Raw genomic sequence first — 21075 nt, forward strand, 5'->3', positions numbered from 1 at the left:
GACGTCAGGCGGAATGACTACGAATGGCCCAGAATTCCATGGCGAGGCCGGGAAAATCACCGGCCAGATGAAGCGCGAAGGTGCCGGACTTTTCCATTTCCTGCCAAAGCTCGCTGCCCTTATCCAGTTCGAAATAGCTGTAGCCGGCGTGCCACGGGATCTGCGGCGGCGCGACCGACATCGGGCGCAGGATCATGCCCGGCAGCTGTAGCTGCACCAGATCGCGGATTTTTGTCACCGGCGCGACTTTCATCTGCGCGGGGAAGTGGGTCAGCAGCGTATCGGCGGGCACGCTGGCGCGCACCGCCAGCACAAAGCCGAACTCGCGCACCATCGAGCTGGTCGGCACCGTCGCCACGTTCAGGCCGTGCGAGCGTTCGGTCAACGGCAGCTGCACGGCATTTTCTTCCAGCACCTGCGACAGCCCCTGACGCAGCATCAGCATCAGCCTGCCAAAGCAGCGAGCCAAATCGTCATGGTCGTAAACCGGCAGCGAAGCGTCCGGGAAACGCTGCGGCGTGTAGGTCGCCAGCTCGCAGGCAAACGCCAGCCAGCTGGCGAACAGCGTTTCCGGGTGCAGCAGCGGCAGGTTTTTCAGGTGGCTGACGTGGCCCAGATGGTGGTTAACCAGCGCCAGCAGCATAAAGTCGACCATATCCGCAGTATTGAAACGCCCCGGCTGCTGGAGCCGCTGGCCGATCTGCTGGCTGCGCTGCTGCAACAGGCCCGGCATATCGTTGAGGTAGTCGCTAAGCTGCGGGCTGGCGCCGCAGTTCAGCATCGGTGGAATATAGCCGCTTTCCAGCCGCACCTGATTGCTGCGCTTCTCCAGCACTTTTACCACGGCCATCGCCGTCCATTCGGCGCTCAGCTCGCTTTCCAGCATCAGGCGCAGGCGCAGCTTGCCAAACTGCACGGCGGCCGGGCTGACCGATAGCGCGTTGCAGTCGTCCACCTCTTGCTCAAACGTGATATAGCGTGCCAGCGAGTCGGCGGTTTCGCTGAAAATTACCTCGTCGCGGCCGTTGCGACGCGCGGGCAGCGCCAGCAGCACTTTTTCGCTGCCCTGACCGTCCGGTATCGCCAGCGGCGGCGGGCCGTTTTTGCCGTCATGAAACGAGAAGAAGGTGCCGTCGGGCAGCAGGCCGCTGGCCGAACTGAGGGCGACTTTGCCCTGGCGCAGCAGCGCCTCGTCAATTTCGTAGTCGAGAAAGCCCCACATATAGGGCCGCTGCGCCTGGCCCCACTGATTCAGCAGGCTTTGCTGATAGCTTTCCGCCTGCTGAAAATGATGCGGGCGCAGGAACATGCCTTCGGTCCAGACCACTTTTTCTGCTTTGTTCATAAGGCTTCCGTTTTCAGGCTGGCGTCAGTGACTGACGGCAAGGAGTCCGCTGTCGTTAGCGATGAGGGTGGCCTGCAGCAGGCTGTCCGTCTGCTGCCAGATCGTGCTGGCGTCCGCGCCGGACGGCAAAGGCAGCGCAAGGCGCCACTTTTTGCCGTCGAGCGACTGGTATTCTGCAAGCACGCCTATATAGCGAGCCTCGGCCGACAACGGCCCGCTCAGGGTGTCGGCGCTTTTTCCGGGCATCAGGAAGAGTTGTTCGCTGTTCAGCAACGCGCCGCCCAGCAGGGCGCCCGTTTTGTTTTGCAGCGAATAAAAATCGGCGGACAGGAAATCGGCGTCGGACCGCAGCAGCAATACGCGCACCTTAAGCGGCGCGCCGTGATTAATCTGCGAAGGGTGCCTGAACGCCAGGCTGTAGTGAGAAGGTACGCTGTGCGAAGTGCAGCCTGTCAGCACGCTGAATGCCATCAGGAAAAGCGCCTGAAAGCTCAGGCGCAAAACGTTTCTGTTCATGATTATTAGCTACTGGATTATTAGCTACCGGATTAGTCGATTACCCAGGTTCCGCTGTTGCTGTTCTGGCAGGCTTTGCTGTCGCCATCCACCGCAACGCAGGTCTTTTTCGTCGGCGCGCGAACGCGTTTGCGGCGGGCATCGGCTTTTACGGTTTTATCGTAAAGGTCGCTTTTCACCACGGCGCGCAGCGGCACGTAACCAATCAGCTGCTCTTCTCCGCTTTCGGCGATGGCGAACCAGTTGTTCTCCACCGAGCCAAGCACGGTATAGGGCTTGCCGTTTTCCAGATGGCTGACCAGCTTGCCGCCGAAGTCAGGACGCGTCATCACCGAAGCGGCGTAAAGCGCCCGATACTCCTCGTTCACCGGGGTGAAGGAGAGCGGCGGCTGCACCGCATGACGATAGGTCAGCTTCACGCCGTCAACGGTGCTGGAAACGATCGTATCGTCGGTCATTGGCGGCGGCGGCGCCTTACATCCCGCCACAGTCAGAACAAAAAGCAGGCTTAGTGCAATTCGAATTTTCACCCGGGTCCTCATGATTTCTGTTTAAAAAGGCGTGCGCGAAAGCGCGACGGGAAGCGGCCCGGACAGGCCTGAAGCAAAAGTCTGCTATTGGCTGGCCGCACCACGTGGAAAAACAGCCCCCGCCGCGCCCGATTAGTACAATGGTTAACACAACCGAAGCGTTTCTGTTTACCCGCCAGCGGGAGAACAACGTCTGGTTAGCGGATTAATTATTAAGCAAGCCGACGATTAAAACAGGCGCTGGCCGTGTTATAGCACCATTTAAAGCTGGGCATTCAGCAATTTTTTGCGGCCTGCCGCGCTCAATCCGGCTGGAAATTAACCGTTCAGATAACCATTTTTTCAGATTTTCTTTATTGATTATCCGCAGCAATTATGCGGACAAAAAAGGCAATAACGTCAGATAAATGAATGGATTAGTCCATTATTCTGCGCCACCATAGCTACCGCACGGGCCAGTGCTGAAGCAGGCTGCCCGTATAAAACCCAGGGATTAATACCCCCTTTTTTCGGCAAGTTTACAGAGTCTTTCCAATTATTCAACGTTACGCCCCGTCCCAGCAAAGCTTTAGCCTTGCTAATGTAAAAAAAATAAACAAAATTTGACCGTTCTGGCGCACATTTTCCCGAAAGCGCCCCTCTTTGATGATGTTTTCTTCATCTTCCAATTGCATTTAGTTACTAAAAAACAGAATCTAAATAACCAAATATTATATAGACACAGTCCGCACTGGCACTGAACTTTAATACAGGGGAGGAAGGTAATTTCGGAGAGAAAATAAAAAAGATAAAGTATCGGATGAGACGATTATTTCCGTCCCACCCAGTTACTTACGCTGACTAAAGAAAAATTGAGAGGTTTTTACTGCGCACAGGCCAAACTTAAGCAATCAGAATCTCTTCGAGTTCCTGTAGCGTGGCGACCTGCCAGGTTGGCGCTATGCCGTCGGGCAAAGGGCGGTTATCGGCATTCAGCCAGCAGGTCGCCAGCCCGGCGCGCATCCCACCCAGAATGTCGGAATCGGGGTTGTCGCCTACCATCATCACCCGCTCGCGCGAGGGATTGCCCATCTTTTCCAGCGCGTGGTCGAAGATGGCCGGATGCGGCTTGGCGTGGCCGACCTGTTCGGAGATCACCAGCAGGTCGAAATAGTCCAGAAATCCGGTGCGCTCCAGGCGGGTTTGTTGCAGGGCGGTAAAGCCGTTGGTGATGATGCCCATCTTCACTTTTCCCTTCAGGCGGTTGAGCAAATTCACCGCGCCGGTCAGCGGCAGGCAAAGCTCGGCCATCGCGCTCAGAAAACCGTTGTTGAGATCGAGGGGCGTGACGTTCAGCCTGTCGGCCCAGCCCTGGAAACGCTGGTGCTGTAGCTGAAGCGCAGTGATAGCGCCGTTCTGATACTCCACCCACAGCGGCTTGTTAACCGACTGGTATTGCTGATAATCATCCGGTGAGAACACCACGTCATACTGCTGAAACAGACGCTGCAATCCGGCGTACGCATCAAAGTGAAACAGCGTGTCGTCAGCGTCAAACAATATCCAGTCCCACTCTTTAAGCATTCGTTACCCTTAAATAGTTAGCGCCATGATAATGGCATCTTCTTTCCCCTCGGCGGTGGGGTAATAGTTGCGGCGTACCGATACCTCATTGAAATCGAGCTGCTGATAAAGCGCGATGGCAGCCCGATTCGAGGCGCGAACTTCCAGCCACAGGGTCAGCACGCCGCGCTGTTCCAGTTCGCCGATCAGATGTTGCAGCAGCGTCCGGCCAAGGCCGCGACGCTGGAAAGCCGGATCGACCGCGAGGTTGAACAGCGTGGCCTCATCCAGCACGATTTGCGTAATAGCGAAGGCCGCCATTTCCGTGCCGACATCCAGCCGGTAATTCAGATAGCGTTCGCCCTGGTTGCTGGCAAAGGTTTTTTCACTCCAGGGAAAAGCGTGGCTGCGCTGCTCAATGGCGAAAGCGCGGTCAAGATCTTGCGGCGTCAGTAAAGAAATCGGATTCATAGTGGGTGATCTGCTGCCAGAGCGCGCGTTTGGCGTCGGCATTATGGTAAAGCTCCGCCAGTACGGGCGAAGCGAGTTGAGCGCCGTCGATCGCGACCGGCCCGGCCAGGCCCAGGCACCAGCTGGGGCAGCGCGTGTCGTCAGGCAGCATAGCCAGCTGCTCCGGCGTCAGCGCCATCACCTCATGCTCGCGCATCAGCAGCGCGGCCAGCACGTCGCGGATCAGCGGATCGGTTAACGGCGGCGGCGTTTCCGCCACGATGATCAGCCGGATCTGTTCCGGCAGCGAAATAGAGACTTCGCCGTGCAGGGCGCGCGGACGCCGCAGCGTATACTGCGTAATACCCATCTGCTGTAATAACCAGTCACGTCTGGAAGACATCATTTTTCCCGTCTGGTCGCCCAATTGCGACGCTATGCTAGCAAACCCATCGAATCTGCGCCAACAAACCACTATAATCGCCGCTCTGATTTGTAAGGAGCCACCGATGTCCGCATTTACCCCGGCCAGTGAAGTGATACTGCGCCACAGTGATGAATTTACTCAACGCCGCGTGCTGTTTGCTGGCGATCTGCAGGATGACCTGCCCGCCCAACTGGATACCGCGCTGAGCCGGGTACATACCCAGCAATATCATCACTGGCAGATCCTCAGCCGCATGATGGGTGAAAATGCCTTTTATGGTCTGGTGGCGACGCCGGAAATGGTCGCCGATTGCGACACGCTGGTCTACTTCTGGCCAAAAAACAAGCCGGAAGCGCTGTTCCAGCTGGAAAACCTGCTCTCTTTACTGCCGGTCGGCAGCGAGCTGTTTATCGTCGGCGAAAACCGCAGCGGCGTGCGCAGCGCCACGGATATCGTGGAAGGCTGGGCCACCCTGAACAAAATCGACAGCGCGCGCCGTTGCGGACTTTATCACGGGCGGCTGGATGCGCAGCCAGAATTTGACGCTAAGGCGTACTGGAACGATTACGAGCTGGGCGATCTGACCATCAAAACGCTGCCGGGCGTGTTCAGCCGCGACGGCCTGGATGCGGGCAGCAACCTGCTGCTGTCCACGCTGACGCCGCATATGAAAGGCAAAGTGCTGGATATCGGCTGCGGCGCGGGCGTGCTTTCCGCTATGCTGGCGCGCTTCTCGCCGAAGGTTCGCCTGACGCTGACCGACGTTAACGCCGCAGCGGTAGAAGCGAGTAAAGCCACGCTGGCCGCCAACGAGCTGGAAGGCGAGGTCTTTGCCAGCAACGTCTATTCCGACGTGCAGGGGCGTTTCGATCTGATTATTTCCAACCCACCGTTCCATGACGGCATGCAGACCAGCCTGGACGCGGCACAGACGCTGATCCGTGGCGCAGCGAAGCATCTGAATATGGGCGGCGAGCTGCGTATTGTCGCCAACGCCTTCCTGCCCTATGCGCAGGTGCTGGATGAAACCTTCGGCAGCCACGAAGTGCTGGCGCAGACGGGCCGCTTTAAAGTCTATCGCGCCGTCTGGTCACGCGCGGCCAAAGCGAAGCGCTAATCCACTCCGTCCCGCACCTTTTTCGGTGCGGGACGCGGCCCTTTCTCCTTTTTGCGCGCTGCCTGCCGTCTTCCTCTCTTCTGCCAGATGCCGCTTTTTGCGCACTGATTGCGCTGCCCGCCGCAACCCGATGACGCTTTTTGCAGCGATCGCCGCAGCCGCGTTAAATAACTGTTGACGTGTCGGGGAAAATCTCTAGAATGCGCCTCCGTGGTTGCAATATAACGTTGTTATGTTGACGGTACGCGAAGGTGGCGGAATTGGTAGACGCGCTAGCTTCAGGTGTTAGTGTCCTTACGGACGTGAGGGTTCAAGTCCCTCTCTTCGCACCAAAAACCACGTTATTCATATTACGCAGCATCTGCGCGAAGGTGGCGGAATTGGTAGACGCGCTAGCTTCAGGTGTTAGTGTTCTTACGGACGTGAGGGTTCAAGTCCCTCTCTTCGCACCAATGCGGTGATATGAGTAAAAAGTTCAACACGATGCGAAGGTGGCGGAATTGGTAGACGCGCTAGCTTCAGGTGTTAGTGTTCTTACGGACGTGAGGGTTCAAGTCCCTCTCTTCGCACCACGTTGAACGCTCTTTTCTGCGCTTTTATCCTCTCGCATTACCCCTTTTCTGTTTTTACCATCTCTGCTTTCAATATCTGTTTTTGCTTCTGATGCCGATACCTGCTTTGCCGTTATGCTTACGTACGCGCTGACTATGCGGTAATTTGCCGTCTATAACATCGCCATGCTGCTGCCCGGCTTGATCTTCCAGGGGTTCGCCAGGTCACTGCACGGGATTTGTCGTCTACGGCATCGCCAGGCTGCCGCGTAACGTTTTATCGTTCACGAGATCGCCTCGCCGCCGCATAACGCTTTGCCGCAGCGGATTGCTATGCTCCCGCCGCTATGGTTCCCCGTCGTGCTGGCTAGCCGCGTCGGCAGGCGTATGACTGATTCCGCTGCTGGCTTTATCGCAGGCCGCTATTTTATCAGCGCGCCGAAATTAACCGAGATCGCTATCATCCCGCCCGCCAGCGCCAGGCAAGAAGGCAGCAGCAGATAGTGGCGCAGCCGTTTGTGATAAAGCATGACTACCGTCGCCAGTAGCGCGGCCACCATTACCAGCCGCCACTGATTGAAAGAGAGATTCAGTAACGTAATCAGCGGCATAATCGCGCAAGGAAGCAGCGCTCCCCAGGCACTTTCCAGTTTGTTTCCTGCCATCCAGCCTGTTCCCCCTGTGCCGCAAGCGGCTTTTGCGGCGGTCTGCATCGCTTTGCTCGCGCCACTAATGATAATGATTCCCAATAGCATATAAGAACTCCTATCATTTTGCAGCAAGATTTCTTGACGTGTCTTTACGCCCGATGATGACACCAGAGTTATTAAGTGTTAAATTGTCGGCGCCTTACTATTATTAAATCCATATAATAACAACAGCAGACTCTTCCCGGCATGGTCCTTTTTTCAGGCCAGGCCGTGCGCTATTCAGGCAGTCATGAGTAGAAAAGAATGAAATTACAAAGCTATAATGAATTGCTTCACAGCAAATATCGGTTTTCGCTGATGCTATTTCTCTTTTTAAACACAGCAGCGTCTTTATTTTATATTTACAGCAGAAAAGAAAAAACCGGCGCGCCCACGCTGATTATTGCTTTGCTCAGCGGGCTGTTATTGTTATGGACATTTTTGCGTCCCAGAGGGAAATTTCCGCTATTAAATATCGCGGCGGTAACCACCGGTCTGCTCTGGGCCTGGCAAATTGTCCTGACATTTGAATTAATTTTCTATTTTGATAACAGTTTTTTGCTGCTCAGCCTGTTCTGCGCCTTTTTTATCGCGGCCATTGCGTTGAACGATAATCTGCTGGCATTTTGTCTGCATACCGCGCCGCCTTCGGTGGCGGTGGTCGTGCTGGATCGCGGCCAGAATACGGCGATTATCGCCTTCACTATCCTGCTGCCGCTGGTGGGCTTTACGCTGAACCATATCCTGCAAAGACGGCGGGATCGCTTTACCCGACGCCTGGTCAGCCAGCTCTACGAAGAGAAAGAAGCCTGGAGCGATCTGAGCATGCTCGACCCGTTAACCGGCCTGTATAACCGGCGGGGCTTGATGAACCGGCTGAAAAATATATTTGATAATCATGCAGGTAACCATTTTGTTCTGCTGCTGGATATCGATCATTTTAAAGCCTACAACGATAACTATGGGCACGCGATGGGCGACCAGGCGCTGGCACGCGTCTCAATCGCCATCCGCGACGCCGTGCGTTCCCGCGATATCGTGGCGCGCTACGGCGGCGAGGAGTTCCTGGTGCTGCTGACCAACGTTAACGACGCCATCGCGATGAAGCTGTCGGAGCGTATTCGTCAGTACGTGCACGAGCTGGAGATCCCGCATCTGTTTAACGAGCGCGTCGCCACACACGTTACCCTCAGCGCGGGCTTTGCCCCAATAGTCGATGAGGATTTTGACAGCGCGGTCGCCAATGCCGATCGCGCGCTCTATCTGGCGAAAAATCGGGGACGGAATACTATTCTTTCCTGGGAAGCGCTTAGTCAACACGATCTGAACAAACCTGCTAACACGCTTTAATGCTTTCACCGGCCTGAACAATTCGGGTCGGTGAAATAAATTTGCCTTAATATCCCCTCCCCTGCACCAGTCTTATTTGATTTATATTCATTAAAAAGAGCCAACCTGCCGGAAACGTTTTTTTTCAGAATTCCTTTATGCGTCTTTAAGGTAAATTCCGCTACGAGTTTTTATTATTCATATACTGAGTAATTATTTTCTGTATCCGGCCAGCCTAAAATCAAATTAATGGCCGGACAAAACTTGCGGAATCGTTACCGCACGATTTTTTCCCGCCTGCGACATTAATACAAATTACTTTATTCAGAAAATACCGTGCTTTTTGGCGTCCGGGCGACGGAAAAAATGGCGCTTGTTTGTCCGCCAGGCCTCAGATACAATCAAGAACGATTATCATTTGTTTTCCCACTTAGATTGATGCCGGATAACCCATGAGCACACTTCGTCGTCAGGCCCCAGATTCAGCGGTTTCTCCGCTTATCTTTCTCCAGAGCCATCGCCCGCTGGCCGGCTCGCTACGTGCGCTGTTCAGCGAGCATCGCGCTTACTTTCTGGAGACAATCAGGCTGAACGAAGCGGCGCCTGCCGGCTGTTTGACGCTGGAGCAGTGGTCGCAGCCGGAGGCGTTCGCCCGGCTCAACGCGCGCTACGGCGATTTTATTTATCGCGCTCACGGCGACCAGGAAAGGGAAAACAAACCGCTGCAATCGCTCTGGGCGCAGTGGTATCTGGGTCTGCTCCTGCCGCCGCTGATGATGGCGCTGCTGCTGGAAAACCGCGCGCTGGACTGCTCGCCGGAACATATTCACGTTGAGTTTCATGAAACCGGCCGCCCCGCCGCCTTCTGGATCGACGTGCAGGAAGATGAAGAGGCGCGCTACCTCAGCCCGCGTCGCCGGATGGATCGCCTGATCCAGCGCTGCCTGATCCCGATCGTAAACGGAATTGAACGGCACGGCGATATCAACGGCAAGCTGATCTGGAGCAATACCGGCTTCGCGGTGCACTGGTTCCTGGGCGAGCTGGCGCCATTGCTGGGCGAGAGCCTGCGCGCCGAGCTGGAGCACGCATTTTTCTTCTCGCGCTCGCTCGCCGATGGCGCCGACAATCCTTTTTACCGCACCATGCTGCCGCGAGACGGCGAGATGCAGCGCCGCACCTGCTGCCAGCGCTATCGTTTGCCTGACGTAGAGCGCTGCGGCAACTGCACGCTCAAGCCCGTCTGACCGCCCTTCCCGCCCCGAAAGGTCTCAATTTTTTCCTGCCCGTTTACAGCCGGGCCGCTCTGTGGCAGCTTTATCGCCCCGAACGTTAAGGAGCTGGAGCATGAGCCTGGAGTCTGTACGGCAGTTCTTTGCCGAGCGCGCGCCCGATATCGGCATTATTGAGCTGGCGGAGAGTACCGCCACGGTGGCGCAGGCGGCGCGTGCCCACTACGTCAAGCCGGGGCAGATAGCCAAAACGCTGTCGCTGAAGGTAAAAGACAGGGTGATATTGATCGTGACCTGTGGTGATTTAAGACTGGATAACCGCAAGCTGAAAGCGGTGCTGGGCGCGAAGGCGCGGATGCTCAGCACCGATGAGGTGGTGAGCTGGACGGGCCATCCCGTCGGCGGCGTCTGCCCTTTCGGCCTGGAAACGCCGCTGCAGGTGCTGTGCGATGTGTCGCTGCGGCAGTATGACGAAGTGCTGCCCGCGGCAGGCTCCATCTACAGCGCGGTGCGTATTTCTCCCCAGCTGCTGGCGGAGCTGACCGACGCCACCTGGGTAGACGTCTGCCAGCCGCCGGGCTGAAGCCGTTTTAGTTTTCCTGGCGGGTGATGACTTTGCCCTGCGTTTCCCTGCCAAAGGCGACGATAACCGCAATCAATACCGCCACCGTTCCGGCCACTATCGCCATCGCCAGGCCGTAATTATTGCCGTGCGCTTCGGCAATGCCGGACTGGAGCGTGGCATTGACCGACGCTATCAGATTCCCCAGCTGGTAAACGAAGCCCGGCAGTATCGCTCGCGTATTGGCCGGCACCAGTTCAGTCAGCCAGGTCGGCACCACGCCCCACGCGCCCTGTACCATAAACTGCATCAGAAACGCGCCCAGCCCGATGGTGAACGATCCGCTGGAAAAAGCCCACAGCGGCAACACCGGCAGCGCCAGCAGCGCGGCGATAATGATCGCCTTCTTGCGGCCGATTTTCTCCGACAGCGAGCCGAAAAAGACGCCGCCCATCATCGCGGCAATATTGTAGGCAATGGCGATCAGGCTGACGGTATGCGGGTCGAAGCCGTGCTGCACCTTCAGGAAGGTTGGATAGAGATCCTGCGTGCCGTGGCTGAAAAAGTTAAAGCAGGCCATCAGCCCGACCAGATAGAGGCACAGCTTCCAGTGCTTACGCACCACCGGCAGCAGCGCCACGCTCTCTTTCTGCGCTCTGGCGGCCAGCCAGACCGGCGATTCCGGCACCTTAAACCAGATAAACGGCAGCAGCAGCACCGGCATCGCGCCAATCAGGAACATGCCGCGCCAGCCGACAGACGCATAGCAAAGCCCAAAAATAATCGAGGCCAGCAGATAGCCTGCCGGATAGCCCGCCTGAAAAATGCCGGACATCAGCCCTCGGGAGCGATCGGGAATGGTTTCCATCGCCAGCGACGAGGCTACGCCCCAGACGCCGCCCATCGCAATGCCGTAAATCACGCGCAAAATCAGGAAGGTGGTAAGCGTAGGCGACCAGGCGGAGAGCAGCTCAAACAGCGAGAAAAGCAGGATATTGCTCATCAGGATCGGGCGGCGGCCATAGGTTTCTGCCAGACGGCCAAACAGCAGCGCGCCGATCGGCCGCACCGCCAGCGTCAGCATGATCGCCAGCGACACTTCCGCCACCCCAACGTGAAAATTCGCCGCGATATCGCTCAGCACGAAAACCAGAATAAAAAAGTCAAACGCATCCAGCATCCAGCTGGCAAAACTGGCGAAGGCCACGTTGCGCTGGGTAGAAGTCCAGTCAAGCATATGAAGTTCCTGTCTTGCAGACGGCAAAATCCGCCAGGGAAGGCGGCGCAAATGTTAACTATTTGTTTATAGCATGTAAGAAGTTGCTAAAGGCCGAAGCAGTTGTCAGCCTTTAATTCAGGTTGTAAGCAACCTTTTCACAACAGAGGTGAGTGAATTTGCTACACTGGCCACCGTTTATTCGCTGGCGCCGTTGCCGTTGAGGATATGCCAAACCTTTCGCTGATTAAAATGCGGCGTAGTTGCCTTGCCGCCTGGCTTGGCCTGCTTGCCGTCATGCTGCTGTTTATCGCGCCGGTGATTTCTAAATCGCTGGTGGCGTCGCCTGCGTGGCACAGCATGATGATGCCGGGCATGGCGATGGATGAGGCGATGATGGCCGATGCCGCCATGATCGGCCACGCCGGGTTGGCACACGACGACGCGTCCGCGATGCCTGGCGAGAGCGCCACAGTAGCGGAAGATAACGGTCGCGCCAAAGGCGGACCTCCCCTTTCTGTAATGGACGACAGCGCCTGCGGTTACTGCGTGTTGCTGGCCCATCTGCCGCTCGATCTTACCCGGCTGCCGCCGCTCTGGTCGTCGCTGCAGGCTGCCAGACTGCCCGCGCTGCCGCTGTTCAGGCCCGTTGTCGCCCGCTTCGTTCCCCACTTTTTCCATCCCCGCGCGCCGCCGCGCCGCTAAGCCGTCCCGCTAAAAAAGCGTCGCTTTTGCGACAGTCACCTGCTTATGCCTGGATTCAGGCGGATGGAATTCCTATGTCAGAAAAAAGCCTGGCGCAGCCTTTGCGCGCCGCCACCACTCACGGCGCGCTGCTGCCGCTGCTGCGTCGCCTGCATTTTTATATCGGGCTGTTTATCGCGCCTTTTATTTTTATCGCCGCCCTGACCGGCACGATCTATGTGCTGACGCCGCAGCTGGAAAATGCGCTCTATAGCCACCAGCTGTTTACCGATAACGCGGAACCGGCCAGGCCACTCGCCGACCAGGTGCGCGTGGCGCAGGATTTTGTCGGTGCCGATCTGCCGATCGCCGCCGTGCGTCCCGCGCCTGCGCCGGGCGAGACCACGCGCGTGATGTTCACCACACCGACTTCCGGCCCTTCTGAAAGCACGGCCGTTTTTGTCGATCCCGCCACGCTGGAGATCCGCGGCATGCTGCCGGTTTACGGCACCAGCGGCGTGCTGCCGCTGCGCACCTGGCTGGACTATCTGCATCGTAATCTGCTGCTGGGCGACCTCGGCAGAAACTACAGCGAGCTGGCCGCCAGCTGGCTGTGGGTCGCTGCGCTTGGCGGCGTGCTGCTTTGGGCTGCCGGTCGACCAAAGCAGCACGCCAAAGGACGCGGTCAGCCGATCCTGCGTCAGCGCTACTGGCACAGCACGCTGGGCGTGATCCTGCTGCTCGGTCTGCTGTTCTTCTCCGCCACCGGCCTGACCTGGTCGCGCTGGGCGGGCGATAATATTTCCGCCCTGCGCGCCCATTTCGGCTGGATGACGCCTGCCGTCAATACCTCGCTGCTGCCCGATAAACCCAGCCCGATGGACGAACACGCCGGACACCATATGACCTCATCCGCGCATCACGACATGCCGGGCATGGCCATGCCGAAAGCGGCCGCCGTGGCGATGACGCCAGCGCAGTTTGACGGCGTGGTGCAGGCCGCGCGCGCTGCGGGGATCCGGGCAGAGAAAATAGAAATCCGGCCGACCACGAAAGCCGACAAGGCCTGGATCGTCAGCGAGATCGACCGCCGCTGGCCGACGAAGGTGGACAGCGTCGCGGTGGATCCGGCCAGCTTTCGCGTGATGGACAAAGTGACCTTTGCGCAATTCGGCCTGCTGGCAAAGCTGACCCGCTGGGGCGTGGATGCACATATGGGCGTACTGTTTGGCCTGCCGAACCAGCTGCTCCTGGCAGCGTTTGGGCTGGGACTCTGCATAATGATTGTGCTCGGCTATCGTCTGTGGTGGCTGCGGCGCCCTGCCGCTGCCCGGGGCTGCCATCCGGCGGAAACGCTGATCTATCACTGGCGGCGACTCGGCCTGAGCGCGCGTTTTTTGCTGCTGGTCTGCATCGCGACGCTGGCGGTCAGCCTGCCGGTGATGGGCGTCAGCCTGCTGCTGCTGCTGCTGATTGACGCGCTACGCTGGCAGCGGGCAAAAAGCTAGCGCGCCGTTTGCGTCAGGCACACCTGCACTTGCGCACAGTGCAGTTGTGCAATAAAGTATTGGCCAGGCGTCACACGGAGGTGGCAAAAATGCTGAGAAATATCGACAGTTTTCGGGACAAATGGTTGGAGGATTTTTTCCTGTATAACAAGTCGCACCGTCTTATCCCGGCTGATATTCAGTCAGCCCTGGCGCGCAAACTGGATATGATTAATGCGGCCGTCACCTGTAAAGACTTACGATCGCCGCCGGGCAACAGATATGAAGAATTGAGGCCGCCGCTAAAAGGCTACTCTTCGCTGCGGGTTAACGAACGGTACAGACTTATATTTAAGTGGCTCGATGGCAAAGCGGTCGATCTGTATCTGGATCCACATCGTTATAAAACATACCGTTAGCGCAACGTTGATTTGGAGAAACTAATGAAACAGGCTACACGCAAACCCACCAGCGTCGGAGATATTTTGCTGTACGAGTACCTGGAGCCTTTAGATCTGAAAATCAATGATTTAGCAGAGATGCTCAACGTACATCGCAATTCAGTTAGCGCGCTGGTGAATAACAACCGTAAGCTGACGCCCGATATGGCGTTCAGGCTTGCCGCCGTCTTTGATACCAGTATCGCGTTCTGGTTAAACATTCAGAACAGCCTTGATATCTGGGAGATAGAGAACGATGCCCGCACCCAGGAAGAACTGAGCCGCGTGGTTTCCGTGGCCGATTTCCTGGCGCACAGAGGGGCGGCCTGAACGCCCCTACCCTGCCAACGCCTGCTCCAGCATCGCCAGCAGCCTGGCGTTATCCACCGTTTGCAGCACGTGCGCCAGCCCGCCGGTCAGCTCGCCCACGGCCGTATCGACCCGTAGCGGCAGACGATAGCGCCAGGATTTTCCACGCGTCATGCCCGGCCGCAGCTCTACATCGACATAATAATCCGCCGCCGTGGCGACGCGCTGATCGATCAGCCATGCCATCACCAGCGCATCATGGATCCAGCAGCCCGGCAGCCTGCGGGTTTGCATGGAATAGTCGAGCCAGGGCCGCAGCGTTTCACCAACGAATCTCGCCAGCGGCGTATCAGGCGCGGTTATCCGTTGCAGATCGGCATGGGTCAGCATCGTGCGGGTAGTGACGTCCATCGGCACCAGCGTAATACAGGCGCCGCAGGTCAGCACCCGTCGCGCCGCTTCAGGATCCAGACCAAAATTGGTGTCTTTGATAAAGTCGTCCAGCGCAAACACGCCGCCCATAATGGCGATTTCCTGCACGGCTTCCGCCATTTGCGGATAGCGCTCCAGCGCCAGCGCGACGTTGGTCAGCGGCCCAATCGCCACCAGCGTGATTTTGCCGGGATTAGCGCAAATCAGCCGTCCCATCGCATCGGCGGCCTCTTCCTCCGGCGCCTGATAAGCGCGGGGCGGACGAACATTCTGCCAAAAGTGCGCCAGCTGCGTATGCCAGACGCGGTTATCCAGCGCCTCGCGCCAGGGTTGCGGCGGCTCCGCTAACGCCCTGTCGGCGCCTTTATAGACCGGCACGTCCAGCTCAAGCCTGGCTAACAGCGCCTTTGCCACGTTAAAACCCGTCTGGCTCGGCGTATTGCCCGCCACGATAGTGATCATCTCCAGCGAGATGCCGGGCGAGCCGATCGCCAAAGCCAGCGCCAGGCCATCGTCCACGTTCGCGCCGACCACGCCGTTGCCCGGATCGCAGTCGATTATTACTCTTTTCATTAGTTCTGCACCGCAGCGGAAACAGGGCCACAGCCGCAGGATTCTCCAATCTGCAGCTGGTGTGAAAACTCGCTTAGCTGCACCTCGCTTTGCGGCGCGGCCAGCATCGCCAGCGCTTTTTTCGCCATCGCATCCACCGGCTGGCGTACCGTCGTCAGGGAAGGCACATGAAAAGCCGACTGCTCCGTCCCGTTAAAACAGACCAGCGCCATATCCTGCGGCACGCGGAGTCGCTGCTCTGCCAGCGCCCGCATGCAGCCGATAGCCTGTAGCTCGTTAGAGGCAAACAGCGCACGGGGAAGCGCGCCGCCGCGCAGCATTTTCTTTGTTGCCAGGTAGCCGCCCTCGCGCGTGTAGGCTGCCGGGAAAATCCACTCGGGCCGTGCCGGGATGCCGAAATCCGCCAGCGCCTGTCGCCAGCCTGCCAGACGATCCTGCGCGTTATACATCTCCGGCGGGCCGCTGATTATGCCAACCTGCTGGTAGCCGTGGCTGAGCAAATGCGTGGTGACCTGATGTGCCGCCTCGCGCTCGTCCACGCGGAGAATATTGACGTTCAGCGCCGGATCGACGCGATCGAGCATCACCAGCGGCGTACCGCTGGCCTGGATAATATCGATATAGGGATGACGATCGACGCTGTTGTAAAACAGGCCGTCAACCTGCTGGCTGAGCAGATTGTTGATCAGCTCCAGCTCGCGCTGGCGGCTGTTGCCCGCGTCGCCCAGCAGCATCACCATGCCGTTGCTCAACGCTTCCTGTTGCAGGGCGTGCGCGAAAGAGGCGATAAACGCGTTGCCGATATCCGGCACCACCAGCCCGTAGGTTTTGGTCGTGCCCAGCGCCAGCGCTCTGGCCAGGCTGTTAGGGCGATAGCCGGTTTTCCGCACCGCCTCCAGCACGCGCAGCCGTGTCGCTTCCGCCACCGGCCTCGGCCCGTTATTGATCACATAGCTGACCACCGCGACGGAGGTACCGGCTTCTCTGGCTACATCGGCACGCGTCGCCCTCTCAGAACTTTGTCTCGCCAACGTGGCACCTCTTTTCCTGACGGGCGGCGCAACCCGCCCGCGTTATATCAGATGGCATCTTCCGGCGCGTTAAGATCGCGACCCCGGGTTTCCGGCGCCACAAAGGTGGTCAGAAATCCGATAGCCGCCATCACGGCAAAATAGCTGGCGATCGCCCACCAGTGGCCGGTCCAGGATAGCAGCGCCGCCGCAACCAGCGGTGCCGTGCCGCCGGAGAGGATAGACCCCAGCTCTTTGGCGGTCGCCATTTTAGTGTAGCGGTGTTTTACGCCAAACAGCTCTACGCCCCAGGCCGCCTGCACGCCGTAAATCCCCAGCGAGGCTAATCCCATGCCCGTGACGATCACCGCCATCACGACAGCCGGTTCGCGGGAGTCCAGCAGCATAAAAGCCGGAAAAGCGTAGAGGATCAGCAGCAGGCAAAACCAGCGGTAGACGATACGGCGACCAAACCGGTCAGAGAGCCAGCCCGCAAAAGGAATAATCAGGAATCCCAGCAGCGAGGCGATAAATACCGCCGAGGTCGCCACCGATTTATCCACCGCCAGCACCTTCACCACGTAGCCGATCATAAAGCCCTGCGCCAGATAGGAGGGGCCGTTTTCGCCGATGCGCAGGCCCAGCATCACCAGAAACGAGCGGCTGCGCTGCCAGAAACTGCGGTCGGCGGCGGGCTGATACATCACCAGCTTGCCTTCGCGTGCCGCCTGCATCTCTGCGTTTTTACGCTCGAACACCGGCGTTTCTTTCAGGTGACGACGGATCCACAGCGCCAGCAGCGCAATCAGCGAGCTGCACAGAAAGGGAATGCGCCAGCCCCACGCCTGCAGCTGCGCCTGATCCATCTGCACCACGGCCAGCCAGACCAGCGAAGCGATCAGCGTACCGCTGTTCGATCCCAGCGCGATAATCGAGGAGACCAGACCACGCTTTTTGGCTGGCGCATATTCTCCCAGCATCACCGTGCCGCCGGAGAGTTCCGCCCCGGCGCCAAACCCCTGGGTAAAGCGTAAAATCACCAGGCAGACCGGCGCCCAGAAGCCGATAGTGGCATAGCCGGGAATGAGGCCAATAAGGGTGGTAGAGAGGCCCATCAGGATGATGGTGGTGACCATCACTATCTTGCGGCCTTTGCGATCGCCCAGCCAGCCAAAAAAGAGTGCGCCGATGGGACGGGCAATAAAGCCGACTGACCAGGTGGCAAAGCTCGACAGCAGCGCCATGGTGGGCGTAGCGTTGGGGAAGAATACGTCGCCGAAAATGATGCCGGCCGCCAGGCCGTAAAGCGCGAAGTCCGCATATTCCATCGCGGTACCGAGCCAGCAGGAGAAGGTCGCCCGCCAGAAATCCTTACGCCCTTCCGGCGTGGTCAGACGCGCATCCGCTGCGGAAACAGCGTCCTGCCGGGTGCTTTGTGTCAACATGAAAAATTCCCTGATATGAGGAGGTCTGTATCGCCTTCCCTGGCTACCTGCTACGTGGGCGATCCGCCAGTGAGGACGTGCTTTTGCTGAGCCATGATTAAAGGTCAGTAACGGGTTCCCTGGTGTTGGACTTCGTTTTGTTTACTTTGCGTCCGCTGATTTAAGGTATCAGTCGTTTAAAACGTAAAGTAAATTTGACCTTCACTGGACAAACAAGCCTCGTCACCGTGAATTTTCAACGCGCCGCCATTGTATCTACGCGCGTAGATAAATCAAGCCACCTGACGAAACAAATTAGCCTTTCTTCACATTCATTAAAAAAACAGATGATATAATTTGTTTTAAATCATAAAGTTAATTTACGTGAAAATTTATGCATGCGGCTTTTTGCCAAAAAACCATGCAAAGCGTTTACTTAAGTACAATTATTGCGCTTTTTCGCGCTGGCATCAGCGGCTGCACTCTATCGCTGGCAGATTGCAGTCGGATGACAGGTTAACGATCGGCAGGCCCGGGTTTCTCAGCGCGCTGCCGTTCTTAACGTTACCTTTGAGGAAACCGATGACTATTATCCTGATGCGCCATGGTAAACCCGATCATCCTCAGGGCGGTCCTCTGCCCGCGCTGGCTATGGCAGCGTGGTGCGAGGCGTACGATATGTCGCAGGTAGAGGATATGCCGCCGGACAGATGCCGCCAGGTTGCCGCCACGGCGGACTATATTGTGGCCAGCCCGCTGCCCCGCGCACGCTCCTCGCTGGAGAAGCTGGGGCTGGAAGCGGCTGACATCGATCCGCTGTTCAGCGAGGTTTCCCTGCCCGTGATGCGGCTGGGCTATCCCCATCTTCCTCCTGGCTTCTGGCTGTTGGCATTGCGCCTGATGTGGCTGGGTGGCTATGCCGGAACGGTGGAGTCTTATCAGCAGGCGGAACAGCGGGCGCAGCAGGCAGCCGCCAAGCTGATTGCGCTGTCGGCACGCGGCAACGTGCTGCTGGCCGGGCACGGCATTATGAATAAACTGATCGCCCGACAGCTGCGTAAACAGGGCTGGCTGGCCGAGAAGCATGCCAGCAGCCGCCACTGGAGCACCGCCATTTACCATCCGCCTTTTATTCCGGCGGACGCGTAGTTTCAGAGGATCGGGCAAGCTTTAAAGAGCCACGGCTATTTTTCCTGCGCGGCAACCCGCTTACGCTGATGACTGCTGACGGAGATGCCGTTCAGCCGTTCTCTTATTGGAGGTTTCCGTGTCTGAACTGAAAAATAAAATCGTTGCTATTACTGGTGCCAGCAGCGGTATTGGCGAAGCAACCGCTCGCTTGCTGGCCGCTAAAGGCGCTCGCGTCATGCTGGGCGCCCGACGTGTGGATCGCCTGACAGCGCTGGTCGAGGAGATCCGCGAGGCAGGCGGCGAAGCGCATTCAATGGCGCTGGACGTTACCCGCCCGGAACAAGTTGAAGCTTTTGTCGCTGCGGCGCAGCAGCATTTTGGCGGGCTGGACGTCATGATTAATAACGCTGGCGTGATGCGGCTTTCGCCCCTGTCGGCGCGCAAGGTGGATGAGTGGAATCAGATGATCGACGTGAATATCCGTGGCGTCCTGCACGGCATCGCCGCGGCCCAACCGGTAATGGAACAGCAGCAGCACGGCCATATTATCAATATTTCTTCCATTGGCGGTTTGAGCGTTTCCCCTACCGCTGCGGTTTATTGCGCGACGAAATTCGCCGTACGGGCGATCTCCGACGGACTGCGGCAGGAAACGGATAAATTACGGGTGACGGTTGTTTCCCCTGGCGTGGTGACGTCTGAACTGGCGGAGACGATCAGTGACGCATCCGCTCGTGAGGCGATGAAAACGTTTCGGCGCGTGGCGCTTGATGCCGACGCTGTCGCCCGTGCTATCGCCTGGGTTATTGCTCAGCCTGATGAAGTGGATGTCAGCGAGCTGGTGATCCGCCCTACCGCCAGTCCTTACTGATATGACCCGGCCAGGCTACAAGCCGGCGCCAGCCGTAATATTTCCTGCATATACTGCGCCTCCTGCTGCGGGCTTCGGCCAAAAAAGCGCTTAAACTCCCGGCTGAACTGCGACGGGCTTTCATAGCCCGTCTCTGCCGAAGCCGCGACGGCAGAAAATCCCTGTCGCACCATTAACAGCCTGGCCTGATGCAGGCGCAAAGACTTGAGATACTGCATTGGCGAACTTTGCGTGACGGCCTTAAATCGCGCATGGAAATTCGCGCTGCTCATTCCCACTTCACGTGCCAGGTCGGCTACTTCCATATGCTGCTGATAGCGGGTTTGCATTATCTGTAACGCGCGCGCGATTTGCGCAAAGTATCCCTGATTTGTTAATGCGGCCCGCAGCGCAGCGCCCTGCTCGCTGACCAGTACACGATAGTAAATTTCACGCAGCAGCCCTGGCGCAAGAACCTGAGTCTCCTGCGGCGACTGCAACGCTTCAAGCAGGCGTAACACGCTGTCTCCCAGACGCTCATCAAGCGGCGTGGACAGCATACTTACCGGCTCCACCTCCGCCGCAAAGGGCAGTTGCAGCGTAACCAGCAAATCCGCGAGCACCTGTAAATCCAGGCGCAGCGCCACGGCCAGCATCGGTTCTTCCTTTGAGGCCTCTGTCTGGCTGATAAAAGGCAACGGCACGGCCACCACCAGAAACTGCTGAGCATCGTAGATATAAACGTTGTCGCCCAGGAAACCCCGCTTGCGTCCCTGGCAGACGATAACGATGGAAGGCTCATACAGCACCGGCGTTCTCTCCAGCGGCACATCAGAACGCAGCAGCCGCACTTCTTCCAAAGCCGATTGAGTGTAACCATTGCCTGGCGCCAGCCGGGTTATTAAGGCCGCCATTTTTAGCCGACGGCGTTCAGATGAGGAAAGATTATCGGCCACGGTCAGTCTCTGTAAGGGATGAACATAACGGCCCGCGCTTTTGTTGACGGCTTGCCGGACAGGATAAAGAACAGATTAGCCAGGTTGCTGAACCAAAAACAACCCGATTCAGAGAAGAGAATGGAATAGCCAGGCGCAGGATGCTGGTGGCAGGCGGCAGGCGGCAGGCGGCAGGCGGCAGGCGGCAGGCGGCAGGTGGCAGGTGGCAGGTGGCAGGTGGCAGGTGGCAGGTGGCAGGTGGCAGGTGGCAGGTGGCAGGCGGCAGGCGGCAGG

The 21075-nt window shown here is 57.9% G+C and carries 23 protein-coding genes and 3 tRNA genes; 13 read left to right on the top strand and 13 right to left on the bottom strand.

Annotation, left to right across the window (positions count from 1 at the left end):
* Window positions 1-4: 4 nt before the first annotated feature.
* The 6 genes from tssK to QZH36_RS11125 all read right to left on the bottom strand — a co-directional run bounded on the left by tssK (window position 5) and on the right by QZH36_RS11125 (window position 4786).
* On the bottom strand, window positions 5-1345 hold the full coding sequence (tssK, locus tag QZH36_RS11100) for a type VI secretion system baseplate subunit TssK (RefSeq protein ID WP_301730220.1): 1341 nt from the start codon (window positions 1343-1345) through the stop codon (window positions 5-7).
* A gap of 24 nt (window positions 1346-1369) precedes the next feature.
* Complete coding sequence (tssJ, locus tag QZH36_RS11105) at window positions 1370-1861, bottom strand: type VI secretion system lipoprotein TssJ (RefSeq protein ID WP_445235124.1); 492 nt, start codon at window positions 1859-1861, stop codon at window positions 1370-1372.
* Between the two features lie 32 nt (window positions 1862-1893).
* Window positions 1894-2391, bottom strand: a complete 498-nt coding sequence (locus QZH36_RS11110; protein ID WP_253455525.1) for an SH3 domain-containing protein — start codon at window positions 2389-2391, stop codon at window positions 1894-1896.
* A gap of 882 nt (window positions 2392-3273) precedes the next feature.
* On the bottom strand, window positions 3274-3954 hold the full coding sequence (yjjG, locus tag QZH36_RS11115) for a pyrimidine 5'-nucleotidase (protein WP_301253430.1): 681 nt from the start codon (window positions 3952-3954) through the stop codon (window positions 3274-3276).
* Between the two features lie 9 nt (window positions 3955-3963).
* A complete protein-coding gene (gene rimI, locus QZH36_RS11120) occupies window positions 3964-4404 on the bottom strand; it encodes a ribosomal protein S18-alanine N-acetyltransferase (protein WP_253455529.1) in 441 nt (146 codons plus the stop codon).
* Window positions 4367-4786, bottom strand: coding sequence for a DNA polymerase III subunit psi (locus QZH36_RS11125; RefSeq protein WP_301730221.1), 420 nt, complete (start codon window positions 4784-4786; stop codon window positions 4367-4369). The genes rimI and QZH36_RS11125 overlap by 38 nt, the downstream gene beginning before the upstream one ends.
* A 106-nt stretch (window positions 4787-4892) precedes the next feature.
* On the opposite strand from QZH36_RS11125, the gene rsmC reads away from it, so the two are divergent.
* From rsmC to QZH36_RS11145, 4 genes are all read left to right on the top strand, one after another.
* Window positions 4893-5927, top strand: coding sequence for a 16S rRNA (guanine(1207)-N(2))-methyltransferase RsmC (rsmC, locus tag QZH36_RS11130; protein ID WP_301730222.1), 1035 nt, complete (start codon window positions 4893-4895; stop codon window positions 5925-5927).
* A 245-nt stretch (window positions 5928-6172) separates the two neighbouring features.
* Window positions 6173-6259 (top strand) — tRNA-Leu (locus tag QZH36_RS11135).
* A 33-nt stretch (window positions 6260-6292) separates the two neighbouring features.
* Window positions 6293-6379 (top strand) — tRNA-Leu (locus QZH36_RS11140).
* Between the two features lie 33 nt (window positions 6380-6412).
* Window positions 6413-6499: transfer RNA gene (locus tag QZH36_RS11145), tRNA-Leu, on the top strand.
* A gap of 401 nt (window positions 6500-6900) precedes the next feature.
* On the opposite strand, the gene QZH36_RS11150 is transcribed toward QZH36_RS11145, so the two are convergent.
* A complete protein-coding gene (locus QZH36_RS11150) occupies window positions 6901-7191 on the bottom strand; it encodes a DUF1435 domain-containing protein (RefSeq protein ID WP_301730366.1) in 291 nt (96 codons plus the stop codon).
* Between the two features lie 240 nt (window positions 7192-7431).
* On the opposite strand from QZH36_RS11150, the gene QZH36_RS11155 reads away from it, so the two are divergent.
* From QZH36_RS11155 to QZH36_RS11165, 3 genes are all read left to right on the top strand, one after another.
* Window positions 7432-8517: a GGDEF domain-containing protein gene (locus tag QZH36_RS11155; protein WP_301730223.1), complete on the top strand. Its 1086-nt coding sequence runs from the start codon at window positions 7432-7434 to the stop codon at window positions 8515-8517.
* A 431-nt stretch (window positions 8518-8948) separates the two neighbouring features.
* A complete protein-coding gene (fhuF, locus tag QZH36_RS11160) occupies window positions 8949-9743 on the top strand; it encodes a siderophore-iron reductase FhuF (RefSeq protein WP_301253067.1) in 795 nt (264 codons plus the stop codon).
* A gap of 100 nt (window positions 9744-9843) precedes the next feature.
* On the top strand, window positions 9844-10311 hold the full coding sequence (locus QZH36_RS11165) for a YbaK/EbsC family protein (protein ID WP_253455539.1): 468 nt from the start codon (window positions 9844-9846) through the stop codon (window positions 10309-10311).
* A gap of 7 nt (window positions 10312-10318) precedes the next feature.
* Here the strand turns inward: QZH36_RS11165 and QZH36_RS11170 are convergent, their stop codons facing one another.
* Window positions 10319-11527, bottom strand: coding sequence for an MFS transporter (locus tag QZH36_RS11170; protein ID WP_253455542.1), 1209 nt, complete (start codon window positions 11525-11527; stop codon window positions 10319-10321).
* A gap of 207 nt (window positions 11528-11734) precedes the next feature.
* Between QZH36_RS11170 and QZH36_RS11175 the strand changes: the two genes are divergently transcribed.
* From QZH36_RS11175 to QZH36_RS11190, 4 genes are all read left to right on the top strand, one after another.
* Window positions 11735-12211: a DUF2946 domain-containing protein gene (locus QZH36_RS11175; RefSeq protein ID WP_301730224.1), complete on the top strand. Its 477-nt coding sequence runs from the start codon at window positions 11735-11737 to the stop codon at window positions 12209-12211.
* Between the two features lie 74 nt (window positions 12212-12285).
* Window positions 12286-13698 carry a PepSY-associated TM helix domain-containing protein gene (locus tag QZH36_RS11180; protein WP_301730225.1) on the top strand — a complete coding sequence of 471 codons (1413 nt, stop codon included), beginning with the start codon at window positions 12286-12288 and terminating at the stop codon, window positions 13696-13698.
* Between the two features lie 89 nt (window positions 13699-13787).
* Complete coding sequence (locus QZH36_RS11185; protein WP_253455550.1) at window positions 13788-14096, top strand: type II toxin-antitoxin system RelE/ParE family toxin; 309 nt, start codon at window positions 13788-13790, stop codon at window positions 14094-14096.
* A 24-nt stretch (window positions 14097-14120) separates the two neighbouring features.
* The gene (locus tag QZH36_RS11190; protein ID WP_253455553.1) at window positions 14121-14447 is read left to right on the top strand and encodes a HigA family addiction module antitoxin; all 327 of its coding nucleotides are present in this window, start codon (window positions 14121-14123) and stop codon (window positions 14445-14447) included.
* Window positions 14448-14453: 6 nt separating this feature from the next.
* Here QZH36_RS11190 and QZH36_RS11195 read toward each other — a convergent pair whose 3' ends face one another.
* From QZH36_RS11195 to QZH36_RS11205, 3 genes are read right to left on the bottom strand one after another with little or no spacing between them, the layout of a single operon-like run.
* Window positions 14454-15431: a nucleoside hydrolase gene (locus tag QZH36_RS11195; protein ID WP_301730226.1), complete on the bottom strand. Its 978-nt coding sequence runs from the start codon at window positions 15429-15431 to the stop codon at window positions 14454-14456.
* Window positions 15431-16462 carry a LacI family DNA-binding transcriptional regulator gene (locus QZH36_RS11200; RefSeq protein ID WP_301730228.1) on the bottom strand — a complete coding sequence of 344 codons (1032 nt, stop codon included), beginning with the start codon at window positions 16460-16462 and terminating at the stop codon, window positions 15431-15433. Before QZH36_RS11200 ends, QZH36_RS11195 begins: the two co-directional genes overlap by 1 nt.
* A 47-nt stretch (window positions 16463-16509) precedes the next feature.
* Window positions 16510-17886: an MFS transporter gene (locus tag QZH36_RS11205; RefSeq protein WP_253455562.1), complete on the bottom strand. Its 1377-nt coding sequence runs from the start codon at window positions 17884-17886 to the stop codon at window positions 16510-16512.
* 561 nt (window positions 17887-18447) lie between these two features.
* Here QZH36_RS11205 and QZH36_RS11210 point away from each other — a divergent pair.
* The gene (locus QZH36_RS11210) at window positions 18448-19014 is read left to right on the top strand and encodes a histidine phosphatase family protein (RefSeq protein WP_301253075.1); all 567 of its coding nucleotides are present in this window, start codon (window positions 18448-18450) and stop codon (window positions 19012-19014) included.
* Between the two features lie 118 nt (window positions 19015-19132).
* Window positions 19133-19867, top strand: a complete 735-nt coding sequence (locus QZH36_RS11215) for an SDR family oxidoreductase (RefSeq protein WP_301730229.1) — start codon at window positions 19133-19135, stop codon at window positions 19865-19867.
* Here the strand turns inward: QZH36_RS11215 and QZH36_RS11220 are convergent.
* Together QZH36_RS11220 and QZH36_RS11225 are read right to left on the bottom strand one after the other, a co-directional pair.
* Entirely contained in the window at window positions 19861-20760 is a 900-nt protein-coding gene (locus tag QZH36_RS11220; protein ID WP_301253145.1) for an AraC family transcriptional regulator, read from the bottom strand. The genes QZH36_RS11215 and QZH36_RS11220 overlap by 7 nt on opposite strands.
* 44 nt (window positions 20761-20804) lie before the next feature.
* The coding region (locus QZH36_RS11225) for a hypothetical protein (RefSeq protein ID WP_301730230.1) at window positions 20805-21075 on the bottom strand (271 nt) is incomplete at its 5' end.

Origin of the sequence: Erwinia wuhanensis (genome assembly GCF_030484085.1) — a bacterium.
Classification (GTDB): Bacteria; Pseudomonadota; Gammaproteobacteria; order Enterobacterales; family Enterobacteriaceae; genus Erwinia; species Erwinia aeris.

Coding starts and splice junctions, on each gene's coding strand:
- QZH36_RS11190 (WP_253455553.1), top strand. CDS start 14,121: ATGAAACAGGCTACACGCAAACCCACCAGCGTCGGAGATATTTTGCTG.
- tssK (WP_301730220.1), bottom strand. CDS start 1,345: ATGAACAAAGCAGAAAAAGTGGTCTGGACCGAAGGCATGTTCCTGCGC.
- QZH36_RS11185 (WP_253455550.1), top strand. CDS start 13,788: ATGCTGAGAAATATCGACAGTTTTCGGGACAAATGGTTGGAGGATTTT.
- QZH36_RS11195 (WP_301730226.1), bottom strand. CDS start 15,431: ATGAAAAGAGTAATAATCGACTGCGATCCGGGCAACGGCGTGGTCGGC.
- QZH36_RS11210 (WP_301253075.1), top strand. CDS start 18,448: ATGACTATTATCCTGATGCGCCATGGTAAACCCGATCATCCTCAGGGC.
- QZH36_RS11220 (WP_301253145.1), bottom strand. CDS start 20,760: ATGGCGGCCTTAATAACCCGGCTGGCGCCAGGCAATGGTTACACTCAA.
- QZH36_RS11170 (WP_253455542.1), bottom strand. CDS start 11,527: ATGCTTGACTGGACTTCTACCCAGCGCAACGTGGCCTTCGCCAGTTTT.
- QZH36_RS11175 (WP_301730224.1), top strand. CDS start 11,735: ATGCCAAACCTTTCGCTGATTAAAATGCGGCGTAGTTGCCTTGCCGCC.
- tssJ (WP_445235124.1), bottom strand. CDS start 1,861: ATGAACAGAAACGTTTTGCGCCTGAGCTTTCAGGCGCTTTTCCTGATG.
- fhuF (WP_301253067.1), top strand. CDS start 8,949: ATGAGCACACTTCGTCGTCAGGCCCCAGATTCAGCGGTTTCTCCGCTT.
- QZH36_RS11180 (WP_301730225.1), top strand. CDS start 12,286: ATGTCAGAAAAAAGCCTGGCGCAGCCTTTGCGCGCCGCCACCACTCAC.
- rsmC (WP_301730222.1), top strand. CDS start 4,893: ATGTCCGCATTTACCCCGGCCAGTGAAGTGATACTGCGCCACAGTGAT.
- yjjG (WP_301253430.1), bottom strand. CDS start 3,954: ATGCTTAAAGAGTGGGACTGGATATTGTTTGACGCTGACGACACGCTG.
- QZH36_RS11125 (WP_301730221.1), bottom strand. CDS start 4,786: ATGTCTTCCAGACGTGACTGGTTATTACAGCAGATGGGTATTACGCAG.
- QZH36_RS11205 (WP_253455562.1), bottom strand. CDS start 17,886: ATGTTGACACAAAGCACCCGGCAGGACGCTGTTTCCGCAGCGGATGCG.
- rimI (WP_253455529.1), bottom strand. CDS start 4,404: ATGAATCCGATTTCTTTACTGACGCCGCAAGATCTTGACCGCGCTTTC.
- QZH36_RS11155 (WP_301730223.1), top strand. CDS start 7,432: ATGAAATTACAAAGCTATAATGAATTGCTTCACAGCAAATATCGGTTT.
- QZH36_RS11165 (WP_253455539.1), top strand. CDS start 9,844: ATGAGCCTGGAGTCTGTACGGCAGTTCTTTGCCGAGCGCGCGCCCGAT.
- QZH36_RS11150 (WP_301730366.1), bottom strand. CDS start 7,191: ATGCAGACCGCCGCAAAAGCCGCTTGCGGCACAGGGGGAACAGGCTGG.